The following is an 18,504-nucleotide window of genomic DNA, read 5'->3' on the forward strand; positions in this document are numbered from 1 at the left end:
GCCCGCTGCATTCAGCAGGGAAGCAGGGAGGCTCGGCTCCACGCCAATCGCCTGGCGCCGGCCGAGCCTCCTGCCCACGTGCGCGTGGCTACCCGCCGCGCACGCTGATGCGGTACGCGGTGCCGCTGGTGCACTTGCCGACCTGCTGGACCACCGTGAGGATATCCGTCGCCACCAGGTCGCGGCTCAAGAGGATGACGTTGCCGCTGCCGTCGCCAATCTCCTTGTTGGTGCTGTCATAGACGCGGATGCGTGCGCCGGGGACAGCCTGCGACACGATGACGAAGTTGGTGCCCGCGAGCGGCTGGAGGATGCGCGGCGCCGGCAGCTCCTTGCAGCTCCCCGCCGGCGGCGTCTGGTTCGTTGGGCCCGCGTCACACAGCTTCTGCTGGGCGACCAGGACCTCGCCGGAGTTCAGGGCGCGGCCCAGGGGCGTGGCGAAGTCGTAGTCCGGGAACCAGGAGATGGGCGTGGAGAAGCCACCCGCGGAGCCCACACCCAACACGTCGATGCTCGTCCGGGCTCCGTTCGTCAGCGAGCCCAGGCTGACCAGTTGCTGACCCGCGAAGGTCTGCGGCGGGTCGAACGAGGGCGCGGGGATGCTCGCGGGCGCCTTCACGGCCTTCTGGGGCGCGGACTCCGGGCTCTTGTCGCCGCACAGGCTGATGACCGCCTTGTACTCGTCGCCCACGACGAAGGGCGTCTTGCCCGGGCGGATGGCCGTCCAGTCCGTGCTGGTCGACGAAGAGACGGCCGAGCCTCCGTTCACCGTGACGGTGAGCTTCGCGCCCGGGACGTGGCGCACGGAGATGACCTCCGCGCACTCGTAGATGAGCGTCGGGTCGATGGCGGGCGCGGGCAGTCCCGTGGGGAAGTCGACCTTGTGGTCGCGGACCTTGATCTCCGGTGACGGGCCGGACACCGCCGCACCACTCTCCTGTCGGGCGGAGACCTTGTCACCGGCGACCAGCGCCGGCACGTTGAACACCTCGTGGTTGGGACTGCGGGCGATGAGCGAGCCCACGTCGGTGCCGTTGATGGTCAGCGTCACCTTCGCGTCGAGCACCGCGCCGCGCACCGCGACCTGCGTCGCGCAGCCATACAGTGGGTCGATGACCACGGGCGGCGAGAGATAGCCCGTGTCATCCGGGATGTTGCCGGGCACCGTGGTCCCCGTCGGCTTCGGCGCCTTGCAGGCCTTGCGCAGGGCGTCGACGTGCGCGGTGAACTGTGAGCGGTCCGCGCCGTAGGGCGGCATCGTTCCAGGCAGCGGAGGGCTGACGGCGGTCTCCAGGACGATAGCGCAGTAGCCGGGCAGCTCCTTGGAGAGCGCGGGGAAGCGGCGCCCGGAGCCGCCCGCGCGGTGACAGCTGTCGCAGCGGCCCTCGGAGGACACGGCCTCCAGCAGATACGAGGGGCCCGGGTTCTGCGGCCAGTCCTGATGGACGATGGGCTCGTACCAGCCCGTCCCGAACAGGTCCAAGCCGACGAAGGGGGGCTTCTCCGGGTGGACGACGAAGGGGTTCTCGCCCGCGTGGCAGTCCGAGCAGGTGCCCTGGTCGTTGGCTTCGAGGGCATAGCCACCCACGAAGTCCTTGATGTCCACCTGCACGCCTCGGATGAAGGTCTTGCTCGCGGGGTTGTCCCAGAAGCACGCCTTGTTGCTGAGCGTGCCGAGGCAGATGATGCCGAGCAGGTCGATGGACTTGTCGTCGCGCAGGTAGCGGGGCAGGGCGAGGCAGACACCCGGCGGCTTGTCGCTGGTGTAGTGCATCAACTCCGCCTTCTCGGTGGTGCTGATGAACTCGTCTTCGATGACGCCTCGGTTGACCCAGCCCGCGGAGAACATGGGCGGAGGAATGGGCACCCCGGCGGCGGCGCACTCGCGAATGTAGGCTTCGCCGCTGTTCTCCGTGATGGAGAAGGTCTTGATGCCCTGGGCCTCCAGCTTCCTCGCGACGTCGGCGCCCACGCCCTTCGTCTCGTGCTGCTCGGCTCGTCCCACCTTCGACGTGCTCAGGCGCTTGAGGTAGTGCATGCGCAGAGCGCCGTTGAGGGAGCGGATGCGAGTGAAGTCCTCGGGGCGCAGCGTGTCGTTCAACCAGTCGATGTACAGCGCGTTGGCGAGGACCTCGTCCTCCACCTGACTGGTGATGACCTTGCGCGGGCCGTTGATGTCGAGGCCGCCTTTCTCCAAGGCCTGACGCCGCAGGGTCTCCAGGAAGTCCTTCTGCGTGCGCTGCACCATTCCAAGGTCAGCGGTGATGACCTTGCCACCCTCCCCGAGGAAGGCGCCGTGGCCATAGGTGATGACGCGCTCGTCCGCCGGGGGCTCGGCGCTCTGGCAGCCAATGAGACTCATCGCTGTCACGACGGCGAGAAGAAGGGTCAACCGTGGAGTTTCAAGCATGGGTCGTCCAGGGGTAGGAGTTGCGACGCGGCGGTGACTGCGATTCCAAGGCCCGCGCTGGCTGAACGGCACTCCCCCCATTTCTTCCCTCAAATGCCGCGAGCGACCTGTCGACGTGGTTGCTGGTTCGCCCCCCTTCCTGTCGTGCGGGGCGCCCGGGTTCGTCGCGGGACTTGTGGCCGCTGACACTGGCGCACAGCGTGTCCTCCAGGGGAGGTGTGTCCATGGCTCAGCGAGGCACTCGGCGAATTCGTTATGCGGTGGTGGGCGCGGGAAATCTCGCGCAGGTGGCCATCCTCCCGGCGTTCCAGAACGCGGGGGAGAATTCCGAACTGGTGGCCATCTTCTCCTCGGACCGGACGAAGCGTGAGGCGCTGCGCGAGCAGTACGGTGTCGAACACTGCGCGGGCTACGAGGACTTCGAGGAGGTCTGCCGGGAGGCGGAGGTCGACGCCGTCTACATCGTGCTGCCCAACACCTTGCATCGGGAGTTCACCGAGCGCTCCGCCCGGGCGGGGTTGCATGTGTTGTGCGAGAAGCCGATGGCGACGACGGTGGAGGACTGCGAGGCGATGATTCGCGTCGCGGACGAGCACGACGTCCGGTTGATGGTCGCCTACCGGCTCCACTTCGAGGAGGCGAACCTGCGGGCCATCGAGTTGCTGCGCTCGGGCAAGTTGGGGGACCCGATGATGTTCTCCGCCGTGATGACGCAGCAGGCCCGCCGAGGAGACATCCGCACGCGCGCCGACGTGGGAGGCGGGGCCTTGCTCGACGAGGGGCCGTATCCCATCAACGCCGCGCGCTACCTCTTCGGGGCCGAGCCCACGGAAGTGGTCTGCTTCACGCAGGAGGACCCGGACGCGCGCTTCAAGGGCGTCGACGGCACGGCGTTCGCGTTACTGCGCTTCTCCGAGGGGCGGATGGGCCAGTTCGGCATCAGCCACGCCGCATCCGCGGTCTCCAGCTACCGGGTCATCTGCTCGAAGGGGGACCTGCGCGCGGACCCGGGGTTTGGCTACGACTCCGAGCGCAAACACTTCGTGACCCTCGGCGGGACGACGGAGGAGCGGACGTTCGCGAAGCACGACCAGTTCGCGCCGGAGTTGCTCTACTTCTCGCGGTGCATCCTGGAGGACCGCGAGCCCGAGCCGTCGGGCTGGGAGGGGTTGGCGGACGTCCGGGTGATTGTCGCGCTCCAGGAGTCCGCGCGCACGGGGCGGGCCGTGAAGCTCGCGCCCTTCGAGCGGCGTGACAGGCCGTCCATCGACCAGCTCATCGTCCGGCCGGCCATCGAGCCCCCGGAGCCGGTGAACGCGCCAGCGCCCACGGTGGAGTGAGCTTCAGCGCCGTTGCGTGGCTCACCCCGCGCAGCGCCCTGGGGGAACAGTCACTACTCACCCGAGACGTGAGCTTCATCGCCGTGTCGTGGCTCACCCCGCGGCGAGACGGCGGGGCGCGAGACCCTCCAGGGCGGTCGCCAGGCGGTGCGCGGCCTCACTGGCCTCGCGTCTCCAGGCGATGCGCCAGGAGCGCTGCAGCGGCCCCGAGGCGAGCCGCTTCGCGACCAGGTCTCCCTTGCCGAGATGTGGTCCGGCGATCCACTCCGAGATGACGGCGACGCCCAGGCCCGCACGCGCGAGGTCGAACATCGCCTCCGTCAGGGGGAGTCGCTCGAAGCGGAGGCGGGGGCGCTCCCGGCCGAAGACCTGGGTGAGGAACCAGTGGGACTCCGCCGGAGGTGTCTGGGACGTGAGCAGGGTGTGCTCACGCAGGTCATCCCGAGTGAGTGTCTTGCGTCCCGCGAGCGGGTGCGATGAGGCCACGACGAAGACAATCTCATCGGAGAAGAGCTTGCGGGCCCCGAGCGTGGCGCGAGGGATGGTCGCCTGGGTGAGGAGCGCGACGTCGATGTCGCCCGCTTCGAGGGCCGGGATGGGGTCGCGCGTGTGTTCCACGGCGAGGGTGACCTCCAGCCCCGGCATGCTCCTGCGCAGGTCCACGAGCAGGGAGGGGAGCCAGTGGTAGGCGGTGTAGCACTCGCACACGAGGCGCAGGCGGAGGGGTGGGGCGGCGGGCGTGAGGACACAGCGCTCCAGGTCACCCAGCTCGACGAGCAGTCGCGAGGCGCCGGCGACGAGCTGTCTCCCCGCTTCGGTGGGGACGAGGCCGCGGTGGGTGCGGTCGAAGAGGCGGGTGCCGAGCTTGTCCTCCGCGAGCAGCAGAGCGCGGCTGACCGCGGGCTGCGTGAGGTGGAGCACGGAGGCGGCCTGCGCCGTCGTACCCGCCGAGGCGAGGGCCACGACGACGCGCAGGTCCTTGATGTCGAGGCGGGTGGTGGGGGGGCTGGCGATGTCATTCATGCATCGAGCCTATGCGAAGGATGCGTTGGACGCATAGGTCGGCGGGGCCCAGAGTCGTCGGCGTTCCCAGAGGGGAACGTGTTCGACGTCCTGGAGGAATGACCATGCAGCTCTACTTCTCTCCGCTGGCCTGCTCGCTGGCGACCCGTATCGCACTCTACGAGACTGGCGCGAAGGCCACGTTCGTGGAGGTGGACCCGAAGACGAAGCGCACGCAGGACGGCCAGGACTATCGGGAGATCAACCCGCTGGGCTTCGTGCCGACCATCCGGACGGATGACGGAGACATCCTCTCGGAGAACGCGGCCATCCTCCAGCACGTGGCGGAGCGCTGGCCCGAGGCGAGGCTCGCGCCGACGGAGCGCAAGGAGCGTGAGCGACTCCAGCAATGGCTGTGTTTCATCGGCACGGAGCTGCACAAGGCGGTCTTCACGCCGCTGCTGGACCCCGCGGCGCCCGAGGGGGCGAAGGCCTATGCCCTGGGGAAGGCGACCTCACGGATGGACCTGCTGGAGAAGCACCTGAGCGGTCGCGAGTTCTTGTTGCAGGAATTCAGCGTCGCCGACGCCTACCTGTTCGCCGTGCTGGGGTGGTGTGTGGCGACCCCCGTGGACCTGAAGAAGTGGCCCGCGCTGGTCTCCTACGTCTCGCGTCTCCGGGAGCGGCCGAGCATCGCGCAGGCGTTTCGCGAGGAGCGGACGCTCTACTCGGAGTACCAGGCCCGAAACCCGACGAAGGCGTGAGCGATTCGGAACGGCGCGACACCCCTGGAGGAGCGCGGAGCTTCCGATGCCGGGGCTCCGCGCTCGCTCCGGGTGGATTGGCTACTCATAGTCCAGCCGGAAGGTCGATTCGATCCACGCTTCGATCTCCTCGCGACTGGCGGATGCTCCCGGAGTGAGCCGACGTCCGACGATGCGCTGTTCTCGTGTGTGGGCCATGGCAGTGGAGTGGTCCTGCGCACTCGTCAGGCGTCCCGCCTCGAACGTCAGCTCGTGGACCTCGCGGAACTTCCACGCAGGCGCGAAGCCCATGTGAACCGCCAACTCACGGATGAAATCCGTGGCGATCAGCAGGCTCCCCGTGAAGGGAACAGGCGCGTGGCGTGGGTCGTACACGGCGCACTCGTCATACGTCGGGTCGTACCGGGGCGCGTTGCCGAATAGAGGCGTTCCATGTCCGTCCCGGACGGCGGGTTTGTCGTCGGGATGCACTCCGACATGAAGCCTCTGGAGGAACAGTCCTTCCTCTGTGACGCGGTAGCCGCAGAAGAAGCCGCGCAGGCACGCAGTCGACTGCGCCACGGGATTGAGGCCGTGTCGTCCTGGCACGAAGAGTTCGGTGCCCTTCACTCCGGTGAGGATGAAGGTCTGGTCGCGATAGAGGACCTGGTCGCTGATCTGGGCGGTCAAGGGCTGTTCTCCTGAGACGACGCCAGGGGAGTCTGGCGCGTGGGCCCCTGACTCCCCCAGCGTGGCGCTCCTGACCTCCAGGGTTCCCTACCCGCGCATGCAGTCGAGCAAGACCTGCGTGCGGTAGGGCTGGTTCCGCCGAGGCGGCTCCGGCATCAAGACGGTGCGAGCGCACGGCACGACGTAGCGATGGTGCAGCAAGGCGTCCGCCGTCTCCGTGGCCCGCTCGTAGTCGGGCCACTCCAGGGTCATGACACAGGTGCGCGTTCTGCAGTCGACGCCCAGCACGGAGAACGGCCGACGCGTGCGCAACGTGTCCAGGTCGGCGCGGAGTCCCGTCTCGGTGGGCACGGCCCAGCCGGGTTGAATGGGCTCCTGGTCGTGGAGCTGAAGCTCGCCCGCGTATTCGGCGAGCACCCGCCGCTGCTCCTCGGCGGGGTCTACCGGGGCCGGCGGGGAAGGTCGCACGGTGGCTTCCTCGGGGACCACGGGCGGTGCCGCGTCGGAGAGGCTCACCGCGGAAGGGGCGCGGAGGGTGAGCGTGGCTCCCGCCGCGCCGACGGCACATGCCGCCAGCGCGAGGAGCACGCGTCCGGAGAGGAAGGGGACGGTGCGATTCTTCATGGCCGGTCCCTCACATCACGGCTTGTAGAGGGTGTAGCCCACCGCCGAGCTGAACCCGGCGTCGCCACGGCCCGGGAGCTGGATGAGGACATAGGGGTAGTCCCAATGCGCCGTCCTCCAGTAGTAAAGCGAGTCCACACCCGTGTGGTACATCGGCACGTCATAGGTGCCCGTGTTCGCGCTGCGCACCGCGCCGCCGCAGCGGCCGCCCGTGGCCCAGCGCCAGGCGACGCAGGCCATCGCATAGATATCGTGACCGCTGTGGCCGTCGTATCCATGGACGTTGACCTGGGAGATGCTGCTCAGCGGAAACGCCGTGTCCACCACGACGGGGCAGCGCAGGTCGATCCACTGCCAGTTGATGCCCTCCGAGCGGTTGCGCACGCCGTGCGTCGTCGCGTCGAAGTCGGCCTCGGGCCGGTCCTCGGTGCTCTGGAAACAGGCGAAGGCGGAGGTCAGCCGCTCGGCGGCGACGGCCGGGGCCACGGGGGCCAGCAGGAGCGCGGGCAGCAGCGCGGAGAACAACGCGCGAAGCGAGGTCTTCTTCATGTTCAGCGGGTCCTTTTCACAAGAAGCACCGTCTTGGTGCCCAGGACCGCATGTGCAACGCGAATGCCGTGCGTTTCGCCCAGGTCGCTCAAAGGCAAACATCCGAAAGGACTGAGTCACGCGGGGCCGTCGGCACCTGGCACGGGTGTGCCAGGTGTGCCAGCGGAGGTGCTCGCCAGCGCTGACGAACGAAGGGGTGGCCGCGTGCCCGGTCGCTCCACGTCACATCGCGACGAAGCGGACTCCTGCCTCGTGGAACCGAACCTCGGGAGGGCCGACATGAGCGCGATTCAAATCATCCTCATAGGAATGCTGGGCAGCGCGTTGCAGGAGCTGCTGCACTGGTACGGGCTGCGAGAGCATCTAGGGACGGGGCGCTACAAGGCGCTCATGCGGTCCATTCCCTACTGGGTCATCACGGGCCTGATGATTGTCGGCTCCGGCGTGGCGGTGTGGGCGTGGTTCGCGGGGGACGGCAGTATTCCCGCGCGCCAGTACCTGGTCCTCGGCGCCGCGCTCCCGCTCATCTTCAAGAAGGCCGTGGAGGTCGTCACGGGAGCCAAGCCCGGCGTGGCGGCGAGCAGTCCCACCGCGGCCGCGAACAGCGGCAAACTCGCCGACTACTTCCAGGGGGCGGGAGGCTCCCGGGTGGCCTGAGTGGGACGAGGAGGCGACGCAATGACAGTCGCGACGCGGTGGGCGCGGGAATCTTCTCGTGCCGCTGCTTGCGATGGTTTCGTGGGGAATGCTTCTCAGCGAGTCTCGCCGACAGGCTTTGACACCGCCTGGGAGGAGGGCTAGGGAAGGGCCTCACGCGCATCTGGGGGGCCGGGACGCGCGGGAGAATGCCCATGACTTCGCGTCTTGTGTCCCTGCGCATCGTCTCTCTCTCATCCCTGTCTGTCGGACTGGCGCTGGCCTGTGTGCTCGGAGCGTGTTCCTCCAAGGAGGATCCACCCAAGCCCTCGTCACGAGCGCCCGGGGTGGCCCGCATCCAGATAGAGGATGCACTGGTGGAGCCCGGTGTGCCCGTGCGCTTCCGCTGCACGGCCGCGGATCCGGACGGAGACTCGCTGACCTATGTCTTCGATTGGGGCGCGGGCGGAACGCTTCCCCAGTCCCCGGAGGTCGATAGCGGGACGATGTCCGGCGTGGACATCCCCTTCACGCAAGAAGGCACCTTCCAGGCGCGGTGCCGCGCGGTGGACTCGGCTGGCAACGAGGGGGCGTGGTCGCCCCAGCTCACCTTCATCATCCGGGGCGTGCAGCCCGACGGAGCCTGGGGGCTCCAGGTGGAGGTCGTGGGGCAGGGACGGGTGACGAGCACTCCCTCGGGCATCGACTGCCCCGGCACCTGCGGTGTGCGGCACCCCGCGGGCACTCGGGTCACCCTGGACGTGGTGCCCGCGTCGGGCTGGCAGTTGGTGGGGACCTCCGCGTGTGAGGGCACGCTCGGGCGCTGTGAGCTGCTGTTCGACGCCGACAAGGTCTTCACGGTGCGCTTCGCGCCGGTCCTCGACACGGCGCTCTCCTGGCAGCGCACGGGCGCGCGCCTGCCGACGTCACCGGAGTGGAGCCCGGATGGCACGTTGCTCGCCGCGGTGGATGGGAGCGTCTCGGCGAATGGCCTGCTGCGCATCTGGGATGCGACGAGCGGGCGCGTGACGCGGCTGATGGCGCCGGTGCCTCCCGCTCGCTTCACCACGGTGGCCTGGAAGCCCGGCGGTGGCGCGGTCGTGGCCGTCGGCATGTCGACGGGCCGCGTGTCGGTCCTGGATGTGGCGGCGGGCCGGATGCTGAATCAGTGGCCCGTGCAGGCCGGCAGCGTGCGGACACTGGCGTGGAGCCCGGATGGCACGCGGCTGGCCAGCGCGACGGACGCCAGCAAGGAGGTCCACTTCTGGAACCCCACCACCGGAGAGCGCGCGGGCGAGATGCTGGTGGCCGTGGACAAGGTGCGTCGACTGTCATGGAGCCCCGACGGTTCGCGCCTCGCGATGCTGGCGGGACAGGGCGGAGGCTTCTCGCGGTGGGTCGAGTTCCACGTCGTGGGCACCCAGGGCCCCGAGGAGCTGCTGACGGGTGTGGCGGGCTTCGCATGGAGCCCGGACGGCACGCGCTTCGTGGTGGGCTTGCAGGGCGAGGTGAAGGTGTACGCCACCGACGGCTATCGCGTGGAGGCCACGTATGAGCGCGCGTGGGACCTGGCGTCCGAGGTGGATTGGAGCGCGGATGGACGCTGGCTCGGTGTCGCGGGGGCCGCGCGCGCATTGTTCGTCCTCGACGCGGGCACGGGCGAGGTCGTGGTGGAGGCCAGCCAGCCGCCTCTGCCAGGGACGTTGATGGGCTACGACGCGTTTCGCTTCCATCCGACGAAGCCCCAGTTCCTCGTGGTGGATGACCTGCCGCCGGTCCTCGATGTCTTCACCGTGGACTCCGGCGCGGGGACCTGGTCCCGGCGCGAGGTCCTGTCGCACCACTACACCGTCGAGGCGGCGGCCTGGAGCCCGACCGGCGAGGTGCTGGCTTCCAGTGGCGACGAGGGAGAGGTGCGCCTCTGGGACCGCGTGGGCGACCCGCTGCGGACCTTGTCCGGCCATGGTGGGCTGGGAGTGCACGCGCTGGCGTGGAACACCGACGGGACGCGGCTGTTCACGGGTGGGGACGATGGCGTCATCAATGTCTGGCGCACGAACGACGGGACGCTCGCGCAGCTCCCCATCCGACGGGAGCCGACGTCATCCCTGGGGCTGGAGATGGTCGCGCCGAGCCCCGATGGGACGCGGGTGGCGAGCGTCCTGGGGGGCACCGTGGTCGCCTCCGAGCGCGGTGTCATCCGGATCCACCAGGCGAGCAATGGCGCGGAGCTGTTCCGCTTCCCGGATGGCTCGCGGCAGGTGTTGTCGCTCGCATGGACTCCGGAGGGCACGCTCGTGGTCGCCTACGCCGGCATGACCTGGGACTTCTGGGACCCGAGGACCCAGGCCATCACCTCGGTGGCGCCCGGCGTGGATATCGCGCCGCTGGCCGCCGCCCTGAGCCCGGATGGCACGAAGCTCGCCTTCGGTGGGAGGCCGGGCCTGTCCGTGCGCGAGGTCGCGACGGGGAAGCTGCTCGCGGAGACGCCGTTCGCATTCTCTCCGGAGGCGCTCGCCTGGAGCGCGGATGGCCGCCGTGTCGCGGGAGGTGGGCTCGGCGGTCAGGTCTTCGTGTGGGACGCGAGCGCGCCCACGCTGCCAGCCACTGTCATCGGCTTCCATGACAACAACGTCTCGGCCGTGTCCTGGAGGCCCGATGGGAGTCTGGTCACCACGGGCGGACGGGATGCCTCGTTGCGAGTCTGGCGCTTTACTCCCTGAGGGGGAGACCTCTCGGTGCCGTGGCTCAGGTGTCCTCGGGCACAGCGAGGGGCGTGAAGTGGGCCACGCCTTCTCGCGTGTCCACGCGGATGACGTCGCGGAGGTCGAAGGTCTCCGCCAGCGACTCCGACGGCGTGCAGAGCACCACCTGGGACAGGCGCGCGGCGGAGTGCGCGACCTGGGCTTGCTCCCAGATGGCGTTCGGAGGCGGGTCGCGTGAGGGCTCCACGAAGAAGCGAAGCGTCAGCGCTTCGAGAGGCGCGTCGTCGTCGAGCTGGATGCCACGCAGGAAGCACCGCAGCCACCACAGCCAGCTCTCCAACACGTTGCCCACGTACCAGCTCTCCTTTTCGTCCTGAGTGGCCCCTTTGGGCGTCGACCATGAGGGTTCCCGGGGCGCGAGCTCGGGCAGCGAGGCCTCCGCGCAGGGCGCATCGAGGGCAGGGTCGACGAGGAGGGCTGACAGCCCCACGTTGAGGTCCACCGACTCCCTCGTCACGTGCCACTCGCCACCAGGTTGGGGCTGGAGCTCCACGCCATAGTGGTCGTCAAAGAAGCTCAGCTCCAGCCTGACAGGCTGTGTCGCCCCGGGCCCCGCGAGCACGCCGGATTCGCGCAGGTACGCTTGCAGTCGTCCTTCCGAAAGCGCCCGGAGCAGCGCGAGCAGCGCGGCGAAGTCCCGGGTGGCCGTCTCCTCGGAGTCCACCAGCACGCACAAGGCACGGGGACGCAGGTCCAGGGCTCGAAGCGAGCGGAAGCCGGTGACACGGAGCCGGGTGAGTTTCATCGGCCCGCAGCCTATGCCAGTCCAGCGGGCCCACGAGGCATGGCTTCGAGGTGCGTCTCCCTGGGTCGAGGCTTGGGGCCGCGTGCCTGGCCGCACCGGAGGCGTCGTCGAGAAGCACTCCGCGTTGATGTGGCCGAGGCCCCCGGGAGCTGGCAGGCCGCGCAACGTACAGAAACTGACACCGTGCACGGAGGCCCGTTTCCGGGGACACGAACGTGCTGGGAGCCCATGGTAGGGGTGCGCCATTGCGTCTCGCTCCCCCCGCCTTGGACGCGCTCTTCATGACAGGTGTTCTCCAGTGCCGTGCGTGCGGACCCCAGGTCCGTCTGATGGTTTCCCCTGCGGGAAGCGCCTTGCTGTCCGGAGGACGTGAGCGATGACTCCGTCTCCCACCGAGGTGAAGATCGGGCGCGCTTCGCGTTTCGGGCCGCCCCTTCCGCCAGGGACGTTCGCGGGTTTCATCGTCGCCGCGCTCGCCATCTTCATCATCGCCATCCTGTCCTACCGCTCGCTCGAGTCGCACTCGGGCGCGGCGGAGTTGGTGCGTCACACGATGGAGGTCAGCGAGCGGATGAAGACGCTGCTGTCCACGTTGAAGGATGCGGAGACGGGGCAGCGAGGCTTCCTGCTGACGGGCGAGCGCACCTACCTTGAGCCCTACACCAGCGCCAGCCGCGCGATCCCCGGGCAGCTCGAGCGAATCCGGCAGCTCGTGTCCGACAACGACTCCCAGCTTCAGCGTCTGGAGGCCTTGAAACCCCTCGTCGAGGCGAAGATCGCCGAACTCCAGACGACCATCGATTTGAAGACGGCGGGCCAGTCCGAGGCCGCGCTCACGCGGGTGCGCACCAACGAAGGCATCGAGCTGATGAACCGGGTGCGCCTGCTCGTCGAGCAGATGGAGAACGAGGAGCGGCAGTTGCTGGCGGAGCGCAGCGGCGCATTCCAGAGCTCAGCGACGACGTCACTGATTGTCACCTGGCTGGGCTCCGCGTTGCTGCTGGTGCTGGTGGGTGTCTCCGCGTTCATGACCTCGCGGGACTACCGGGCGCGCTCCATTCACGCCTGGATGCAGGAAGGCCAGACGCTGCTGGCCACGCGCATGCAAGGGGGCCCTCGGCTGGACCAGCTCGGGGACCAGGTCCTCCAGTTCCTCGCCCAATACCTGGATGCCCAGGTGGGTGCCATCTACCTCGCGGACAGCCTGGAGAGCTTCCAACGCTTCGCCGGCTACGCGCTCCCGCCCTCCTTCCTGGACCCGAGCGCACAGGCGCGGCCAGGCAACGGCCTCGTGGGACAGGCCATCAAGGAGAACCGTGTCTTCCACCTGCGCGACGTCCCCGAGGGCTACCTGCCCATCAACTCCAGCCTGGGACAGGGCAAGCCGCGTCACCTGCTCGTGGTGCCCACGCACGTGGACGGGAGGGTGAACGCGGTGCTGGAGCTGGGCTTCCTCCACCCGGTGCATCCGTCGGACCTGGAGCTGCTCCAGCGGGTGTCGGAGTCCGTCGGCATGGCGGTGCGTTCGGCCAATGACCGCACGCGCCTGGAGCAACTGCTGGAGGAGACGCGGCGACAGTCCGAGGAGCTCCAGGCCCAGCAGGAGGAGCTGCGCGCCTCCAATGAGGAGATCGAGGAGCAGAGCCGCGTCCTGCGCGACTCGCAGAGCCGCCTGGAGCAGCAGCAGGCGGAGCTGGAGCAGACCAACGCGCAGTTGGAGACGCAGACGAACCTCTTGGAGCGGCAGCGGGACACGCTCACGGTGGCGCAGGCGGAGCTGACGGAGAAGGCGACGGAGCTGGAGCGCACCAGCCGCTACAAGTCGGAGTTCCTGGCCAACATGAGCCACGAGCTGCGCACGCCGCTCAACAGCTCGCTCATCCTCGCGAAGCTACTGGCCGACAACAAGACGGGCAACCTCACCGAGGAGCAGGTGAAGTTCGCGCAGACCATCACCTCGGCGGGCAATGACCTGCTCGCGCTCATCAACGACATCCTGGACCTGTCGCGCATCGAGGCGGGCAAGGTGGAGCTCGAGCCCGAGGTCGTCAGCCTCCCGCGCTTCGTGGAGAACATCTCGCGCTCCTTCCACGTGCTGGCCCGCGAGAAGCAGATTGGCTTCTCCACGCGGGTGGACCCGGGGAGCGCGGAGTCGCTGGAGACGGACCCGCAGCGGCTGGGGCAGGTGCTCAAGAACCTGCTCGCCAACGCGCTGAAGTTCACGGAGAAGGGCGAGGTGTCGTTGCACGTCTCGCCCGTGGGGCCGGGGCACCTGGCCTTCGCCGTCCGGGACACGGGCATCGGCATCCCCGCGCACCTGCAGGGCCTCATCTTCGAGGCGTTCCGTCAGGCCGACGGCAGCACCCACCGCAAGTACGGTGGCTCGGGCTTGGGGCTGTCCATTTCCCGCGACCTGGCGCGCCTGCTGGGCGGCGACGTGTCGGTGGAGAGCGAGCCGGGGAAGGGGAGCACCTTCACGCTGACGGTGCCGGTGGCTCTCGCCGCGTCTGCCGCTGGCCCCCTGCCTCTCGCGCCCACTCCGTCCGAGCGTGCCGCGCAGCTTCCGGCACCCGTCCTCGCGGACGTGCAGATGAAGTCACTCCCCGCGCCCATCGAGGATGACCGCGAGCGGCTGGTTCCGGGCGCGCGCCTCATCCTCGTCGTCGAGGACGACCCCCATTTCGCGGAGATCCTGAGGGACCTGTCGCGGGAGCTGGGCTTCCTGTGTGTCGCGACGGACCGGGGCGGCACGGCCTATGAGGTCGCCGTCGCCTACCAGCCGAGCGCCATCCTGCTGGACATGAACCTGCCGGACCAGTCCGGGTTGATGGTGTTGGACCAGCTCAAGAGAGATCCTCGGACGCGGCATATCCCCGTGCACGTCATCTCGGTGACGGACGCCTCGCGCGAGGCGCTGGAGCGAGGGGCGGTGGGCTACGCCCTGAAGCCGGTGAAGCGCGAGCAGCTCATGGAGGCCGTGCGAAAGTTGGAGACGCGGCTGACCCCGGGCGTGCAGCGGGTGCTCGTCGTCGAGGACGATGCGCGGCAGCGCGAGAGCATCGAGAAGCTGCTCGAGAGCGAGGACGTGCGCATCGACGGGGTGGCCACGGCGGCGGAGGCCCTGGAGCTGCTGAAGGTCAACACCTTCGGTTGCATGGTGATGGACCTCAACCTCCCGGACCTGAGCGGCTACGAGCTGCTGGAGCAGATGGCGGAGCTGGAGACGGTCTCCTTCCCACCCGTCATCGTCTACACGGGACGCTCGCTCACCCGCGAGGAGGAACAGCGGCTGCGGCGCTACTCCAAGTCCATCATCATCAAGGGAGCTCGTTCGCCCGAGCGGCTCGTGGATGAAGTCACCCTGTTTCTGCATCAGGTGGAGTCCAAGCTCCCGTTGGAGCGGCAGCGGATGCTGCAGGTGGCGAGAGATCGCGAGGCGACCCTGGATGGGCGGCGCATCCTCGTGGTGGAGGACGACGTGCGGAACATCTTCGCGCTCTCCAGCGTGCTGGAGCCTCGGGGCGTGAAGGTGGAGATCGCCCGGAATGGCAGGGAGGCCCTGGACCGGCTCGCGAACAGTCTGGCCCAGGCGTCACAAGGCGTGGACCTGGTCCTGATGGACATCATGATGCCGGAGATGGATGGGCTGACCGCCATGCGGGAGATCCGCAAGCGGACCGAGTGGCAGAAGCTTCCCATCATCGCGCTGACGGCGAAGGCCATGCGCGACGACCAGGAGAAGTGTCTGGCGGCGGGGGCGAACGACTACATCGCCAAGCCGTTGGACGTGGAGAAGCTCCTCTCGCTCATCCGCGTCTGGATGCCCAACGCGTAGGTCACCGTTTCAACCATGGACTCCAACGCCCTGGACATCGAGCTGAAGCTCCTGCTCGACGCCATCTACCTGAAGTACCACTACGACTTCCGGCAGTACGCCACGGTGTCGCTCCAGCGGCGCTTGCTGCTGGCGGCGGAGAACTTCGGCTGCCGGACGCTGTCGCAGCTCCAGGACCGGCTGCTGCATGAGCCGCTCCTCTTCCCGTCCCTGCTCGACTACCTCACCGTGCAGGTGAGCGAGATGTTCAGGGACCCGTCGTACTACCGCGTGCTGCGCGAGTCCGTCATTCCGATGCTGGGCACATACCCGTCCCTCAAGCTCTGGGTCGCGGGGTGCAGCACCGGCGAGGAGGTGTACTCGCTGGCCATCCTGCTGCGGGAGGAAGGGCTGCTGGAGCGCACGCTCATCTACGCGACGGACATCAATCCGGGCGCGCTCCAGAAGGCGGAGGCGGGTGTGTATCCGGTGGACCGCATCGCCACCTTCACGCAGAACCACATCGCGTCAGGGGCGCGCAGCTCGCTCTCCGACTACTACACGGCGGCGTATGGGAATGCCGTGTTCGACCGCTCCCTCAAGAAACATGTCGTGTTCTCCGACCACAGCCTGGCCACCGACAGCGTGTTCGCGGAGGTCCAGTTCCTCTCCTGTCGCAACGTGCTCATCTACTTCGACCGGGAGCTGCAGGAGCGGGCGCTGGGGTTGTTCAAGGACTCTCTGTGTCGCAAGGGGTTCCTGGGCCTGGGGGCCCGCGAGTCTCTGCGTTTCTCTCAGCATGAAACGGCGTTCTCGGTGATCTCCCGGGACGACCGCATCTTCCAGAAGGGGTAGACGTTGAACGCTCCCGGGAAGGAACCAGTGGATACGGCGCTGCGGGTGAAGTGTCTGCTCGTGGATGACCTGGACGAGAACCTCATCGCGCTCGCCGCGCTGCTGCGCGGCGACGACGTGGAACTGCTTCAGGCGCGCTCGGGTGCCGCGGCGCTCGAGCTGCTGCTCGAACACGACGACGTGGCGCTGGCGTTCCTCGACGTGCAGATGCCGGAGATGGATGGCTTCGAGCTGGCGGAGCTGATGCGGGGCATGGAGCGCACCCGGCACATCCCCATCATCTTCGTGACCGCGGGCTCGAGCGACAAGCGGCGGCTCTTCAAGGGCTACGACACCGGCGCCGTCGACTTCCTCTACAAGCCGCTGGAGCCGCTGGTCCTGCGCAACAAGGCCGAGGTCTTCTTCCAGCTCCACCGACAGAAGCAGCAACTGGCGCGTCAGCTCGGCGAGCTCACGGAGACGCTGCGGCTCAACGAGATGTTCACCGCGGTGCTCGGGCATGACCTGCGCAACCCGCTCAGCGCCATTCTCACGGCGGCGGACCTGCTCCAGCGTCGCTCCGAGGACGAGGCCGTCCAGAGGACGGCGGGCCGCATGCTGGCCAGCGGCAAGCGCATGGGGCGGATGATCGAGGACGTGCTGGACCTCGCGCGCGCCAGGCTCGCTGGGGGCATTCCCTTGCGGCGCGGGGAGACGGACTTCGGCGCGCTCGTCACGCGCATGGTGCAGGAGCACCAGTCCGCATCGCCCAGGCCGCCCATCGAGGTCTTCCAGGAGGGCGACGTGGTGGGGGACTGGGACGCGGATCGGCTGGCGCAGGTGGCGTCGAACCTCATTGGCAACGCGCTCCAGCACGGCGACACGAGCGCGCCCGTGCAGCTCTGGCTGGATGGCACGAACGCGGACGCGGTGTGCTTCTCGGTGAAGAACCTGGGCGTCATTCCGCAGGCCGTCCAGGCCCACCTCTTCGACCCGTTCCGAGGAGGTGTCCAGCGGCGAGGCCGCACGGGCGGCCTGGGCCTGGGGCTCTACATCGTCCAGCAGATCATCCAGGCCCACCACGGTCAGGTGGAGGTGGAGTCGGGCGCGAGCCCCTACACCGTGTTCCGGGTGAGCCTGCCCCGGCGGGGGACCGAGGTCATCAAGCTGTAGTCCGGGCGCTCGTCGTGGGGCTATCCGCGCAGCACGTCGTTGACGCTGATGCCGCGCCCACGCGGCAGGATGGCTTCGAGCGCGGTGAGGTCCTCCGCGGTGGGCTTCCACGCGCCGGCCCGGGCGTTGGTCTTCACCTGCTCGGCGGAGGTCGCGCCCGCGATGACGGAGCCCACGGTGGGGCGCGCGGCGAGGCCGCCGATGGCCACGTCGAGCAGGGTGAGGGAGCGCTCGCGGGCGAAGGCCTCCAGTCGCTCGACGGCGTCGAACGTCGCGTCGGTGAGCAGCCCGCCCATGTTCCAATGCTTCACGCGGGTGTTCTCCGGAGCCGCCGCGCCGCGCTTGTACTTGCCTGTGAGCAGCCCGCTGGCGAGTGGGAAGTAGGGGAGCAGACCGATGCCGTGTTGTTGCAGCGCCGGCACCAGGTCCTCCTCGACGCCCCGGCCAATCAGGCTGTACTCGTTCTGGGCGCTGATGAAGCGCTCGAGGCCACGCGTGCGGGAGAGCCACTCCGCGTCCGTCACCTGCCAGCCCTTGAGGTTCGACGAGCCGAGGTAGCGGACCTTGCCCTCCCGGACGAGCTCGGTCAGCGCGCTCAGCGTCTCCTCGAGGGGCGTCTCGGGGTCGGGCCAGTGGAGTTGGTAGAGGTCAATCCAGTCCGTGCGAAGGCGTCGCAGGGAGCGTTCGATGGCGCGACGGATGTAGCGGCGTGAGCCGCGCGCGCCCCAGTCCGCGCCATTCTCGCCCTTCAGGTCGCTGCCGAACTTGGTGGCCAGGATGAGGTCCCGGCGGCGAGTGCCCAGGGCTTCTCCGAGCAGCTCCTCCGAGGTGCCATAAGAGTCGGAGGTATCGAACAGGGTGATGCCCGCGTCGATGGCGGCATCGACGACGGCGCGAGTCCCCTTGGCGTCGATGCGCTTGCCAAAGTTGTTGCAGCCCAATCCCACGGCGGAGACGGTGAGGCCGGAGCGGCCAAGGCGGCGGTAGGTCATCTGGGTCATGCGGGTTCCTGTCAGATGGGTGGGTGCGAAGGTGTAGCGGTACCTGCTCCGGCCCGCTGGGAAGAATGCAGGGCGCTCTCGCCGAGGAGGAGCGTCAGTCCAGTGCGAAGCGGGCCCAGGCGCCCCGCGGGAGGAGCCGCCTCGCGCCGATGTCGTGGGCTGAACGCTCCTCACGGTG

At 68.6% G+C, this 18,504-nt stretch carries 14 protein-coding genes; 7 read left to right on the forward strand and 7 right to left on the reverse strand.

What is annotated here, in order from left to right; all coding sequences use genetic code 11:
• Positions 1-88: 88 nt before the first annotated feature.
• Positions 89-2,362, reverse strand: a complete 2,274-nt coding sequence (locus tag HUA75_RS09925) for a hypothetical protein (protein ID WP_217446009.1) — start codon at positions 2,360-2,362, stop codon at positions 89-91.
• 272 nt (positions 2,363-2,634) lie between these two features.
• Here HUA75_RS09925 and HUA75_RS09930 point away from each other — a divergent pair, with 272 nt between their 5' ends.
• Positions 2,635-3,750 carry a Gfo/Idh/MocA family protein gene (locus HUA75_RS09930; RefSeq protein ID WP_174486228.1) on the forward strand — a complete coding sequence of 372 codons (1,116 nt, stop codon included), beginning with the start codon at positions 2,635-2,637 and terminating at the stop codon, positions 3,748-3,750.
• A gap of 93 nt (positions 3,751-3,843) precedes the next feature.
• Here HUA75_RS09930 and HUA75_RS09935 read toward each other — a convergent pair whose 3' ends face one another.
• Positions 3,844-4,773, reverse strand: coding sequence for a LysR family transcriptional regulator (locus HUA75_RS09935; RefSeq protein ID WP_174486229.1), 930 nt, complete (start codon positions 4,771-4,773; stop codon positions 3,844-3,846).
• Between the two features lie 104 nt (positions 4,774-4,877).
• On the opposite strand from HUA75_RS09935, the gene HUA75_RS09940 reads away from it, so the two are divergent.
• Entirely contained in the window at positions 4,878-5,516 is a 639-nt protein-coding gene (locus HUA75_RS09940) for a glutathione S-transferase N-terminal domain-containing protein (protein ID WP_141647010.1), read from the forward strand.
• 81 nt (positions 5,517-5,597) lie between these two features.
• On the opposite strand, the gene HUA75_RS09945 is transcribed toward HUA75_RS09940, so the two are convergent.
• The 3 genes from HUA75_RS09945 to HUA75_RS09955 form a co-directional block, all read right to left on the reverse strand.
• Positions 5,598-6,185 (reverse strand): hypothetical protein, encoded by a 588-nt coding sequence (locus tag HUA75_RS09945; RefSeq protein WP_174486230.1) that lies wholly within the window; start codon positions 6,183-6,185, stop codon positions 5,598-5,600.
• A gap of 87 nt (positions 6,186-6,272) precedes the next feature.
• A complete protein-coding gene (locus HUA75_RS09950; protein ID WP_174486231.1) occupies positions 6,273-6,809 on the reverse strand; it encodes a hypothetical protein in 537 nt (178 codons plus the stop codon).
• Between the two features lie 15 nt (positions 6,810-6,824).
• Entirely contained in the window at positions 6,825-7,358 is a 534-nt protein-coding gene (locus HUA75_RS09955) for a hypothetical protein (RefSeq protein WP_141647013.1), read from the reverse strand.
• 279 nt (positions 7,359-7,637) lie between these two features.
• Between HUA75_RS09955 and HUA75_RS09960 the strand changes: the two genes are divergently transcribed.
• On the forward strand, positions 7,638-8,015 hold the full coding sequence (locus HUA75_RS09960; RefSeq protein WP_174456765.1) for a hypothetical protein: 378 nt from the start codon (positions 7,638-7,640) through the stop codon (positions 8,013-8,015).
• Between the two features lie 194 nt (positions 8,016-8,209).
• On the forward strand, positions 8,210-10,717 hold the full coding sequence (locus HUA75_RS09965) for a WD40 repeat domain-containing protein (RefSeq protein ID WP_174486232.1): 2,508 nt from the start codon (positions 8,210-8,212) through the stop codon (positions 10,715-10,717).
• A 25-nt stretch (positions 10,718-10,742) separates the two neighbouring features.
• Here HUA75_RS09965 and HUA75_RS09970 read toward each other — a convergent pair whose 3' ends face one another.
• Positions 10,743-11,504, reverse strand: a complete 762-nt coding sequence (locus HUA75_RS09970; protein WP_174486233.1) for a hypothetical protein — start codon at positions 11,502-11,504, stop codon at positions 10,743-10,745.
• Positions 11,505-11,880: 376 nt separating this feature from the next.
• Here HUA75_RS09970 and HUA75_RS09975 point away from each other — a divergent pair, with 376 nt between their 5' ends.
• From HUA75_RS09975 to HUA75_RS09985, 3 genes are read left to right on the forward strand one after another with little or no spacing between them, the layout of a single operon-like run.
• Positions 11,881-15,339, forward strand: coding sequence for a response regulator (locus HUA75_RS09975; protein WP_174486234.1), 3,459 nt, complete (start codon positions 11,881-11,883; stop codon positions 15,337-15,339).
• 15 nt (positions 15,340-15,354) lie between these two features.
• The gene (locus tag HUA75_RS09980; protein ID WP_174486235.1) at positions 15,355-16,173 is read left to right on the forward strand and encodes a protein-glutamate O-methyltransferase CheR; all 819 of its coding nucleotides are present in this window, start codon (positions 15,355-15,357) and stop codon (positions 16,171-16,173) included.
• A gap of 3 nt (positions 16,174-16,176) precedes the next feature.
• Positions 16,177-17,325, forward strand: coding sequence for a HAMP domain-containing sensor histidine kinase (locus HUA75_RS09985; RefSeq protein ID WP_217446010.1), 1,149 nt, complete (start codon positions 16,177-16,179; stop codon positions 17,323-17,325).
• 20 nt (positions 17,326-17,345) lie between these two features.
• Here the strand turns inward: HUA75_RS09985 and HUA75_RS09990 are convergent, their stop codons facing one another.
• Positions 17,346-18,326 (reverse strand): aldo/keto reductase, encoded by a 981-nt coding sequence (locus tag HUA75_RS09990; RefSeq protein ID WP_141647019.1) that lies wholly within the window; start codon positions 18,324-18,326, stop codon positions 17,346-17,348.
• Positions 18,327-18,504: the final 178 nt, after the last annotated feature.

The sequence above is a fragment of the Myxococcus sp. CA040A genome, assembly GCF_013336725.1.
Lineage (GTDB): Bacteria > Myxococcota > Myxococcia > Myxococcales > Myxococcaceae > Myxococcus > Myxococcus llanfairpwllgwyngyllgogerychwyrndrobwllllantysiliogogogochensis.

Excerpts from the sequence above, each read along its gene's own strand:
- HUA75_RS09925 (WP_217446009.1), bottom strand. The coding sequence starts at position 2,362 with ATGAGTCTCATTGGCTGCCAGAGCGCCGAGCCCCCGGCGGACGAGCGC.
- HUA75_RS09930 (WP_174486228.1), top strand. The coding sequence starts at position 2,635 with ATGGCTCAGCGAGGCACTCGGCGAATTCGTTATGCGGTGGTGGGCGCG.
- HUA75_RS09935 (WP_174486229.1), bottom strand. The coding sequence starts at position 4,773 with ATGAATGACATCGCCAGCCCCCCCACCACCCGCCTCGACATCAAGGAC.
- HUA75_RS09940 (WP_141647010.1), top strand. The coding sequence starts at position 4,878 with ATGCAGCTCTACTTCTCTCCGCTGGCCTGCTCGCTGGCGACCCGTATC.
- HUA75_RS09950 (WP_174486231.1), bottom strand. The coding sequence starts at position 6,809 with ATGAAGAATCGCACCGTCCCCTTCCTCTCCGGACGCGTGCTCCTCGCG.
- HUA75_RS09955 (WP_141647013.1), bottom strand. The coding sequence starts at position 7,358 with ATGAAGAAGACCTCGCTTCGCGCGTTGTTCTCCGCGCTGCTGCCCGCG.
- HUA75_RS09960 (WP_174456765.1), top strand. The coding sequence starts at position 7,638 with ATGAGCGCGATTCAAATCATCCTCATAGGAATGCTGGGCAGCGCGTTG.
- HUA75_RS09965 (WP_174486232.1), top strand. The coding sequence starts at position 8,210 with ATGACTTCGCGTCTTGTGTCCCTGCGCATCGTCTCTCTCTCATCCCTG.
- HUA75_RS09970 (WP_174486233.1), bottom strand. The coding sequence starts at position 11,504 with ATGAAACTCACCCGGCTCCGTGTCACCGGCTTCCGCTCGCTTCGAGCC.
- HUA75_RS09975 (WP_174486234.1), top strand. The coding sequence starts at position 11,881 with ATGACTCCGTCTCCCACCGAGGTGAAGATCGGGCGCGCTTCGCGTTTC.
- HUA75_RS09980 (WP_174486235.1), top strand. The coding sequence starts at position 15,355 with ATGGACTCCAACGCCCTGGACATCGAGCTGAAGCTCCTGCTCGACGCC.
- HUA75_RS09990 (WP_141647019.1), bottom strand. The coding sequence starts at position 18,326 with ATGACCCAGATGACCTACCGCCGCCTTGGCCGCTCCGGCCTCACCGTC.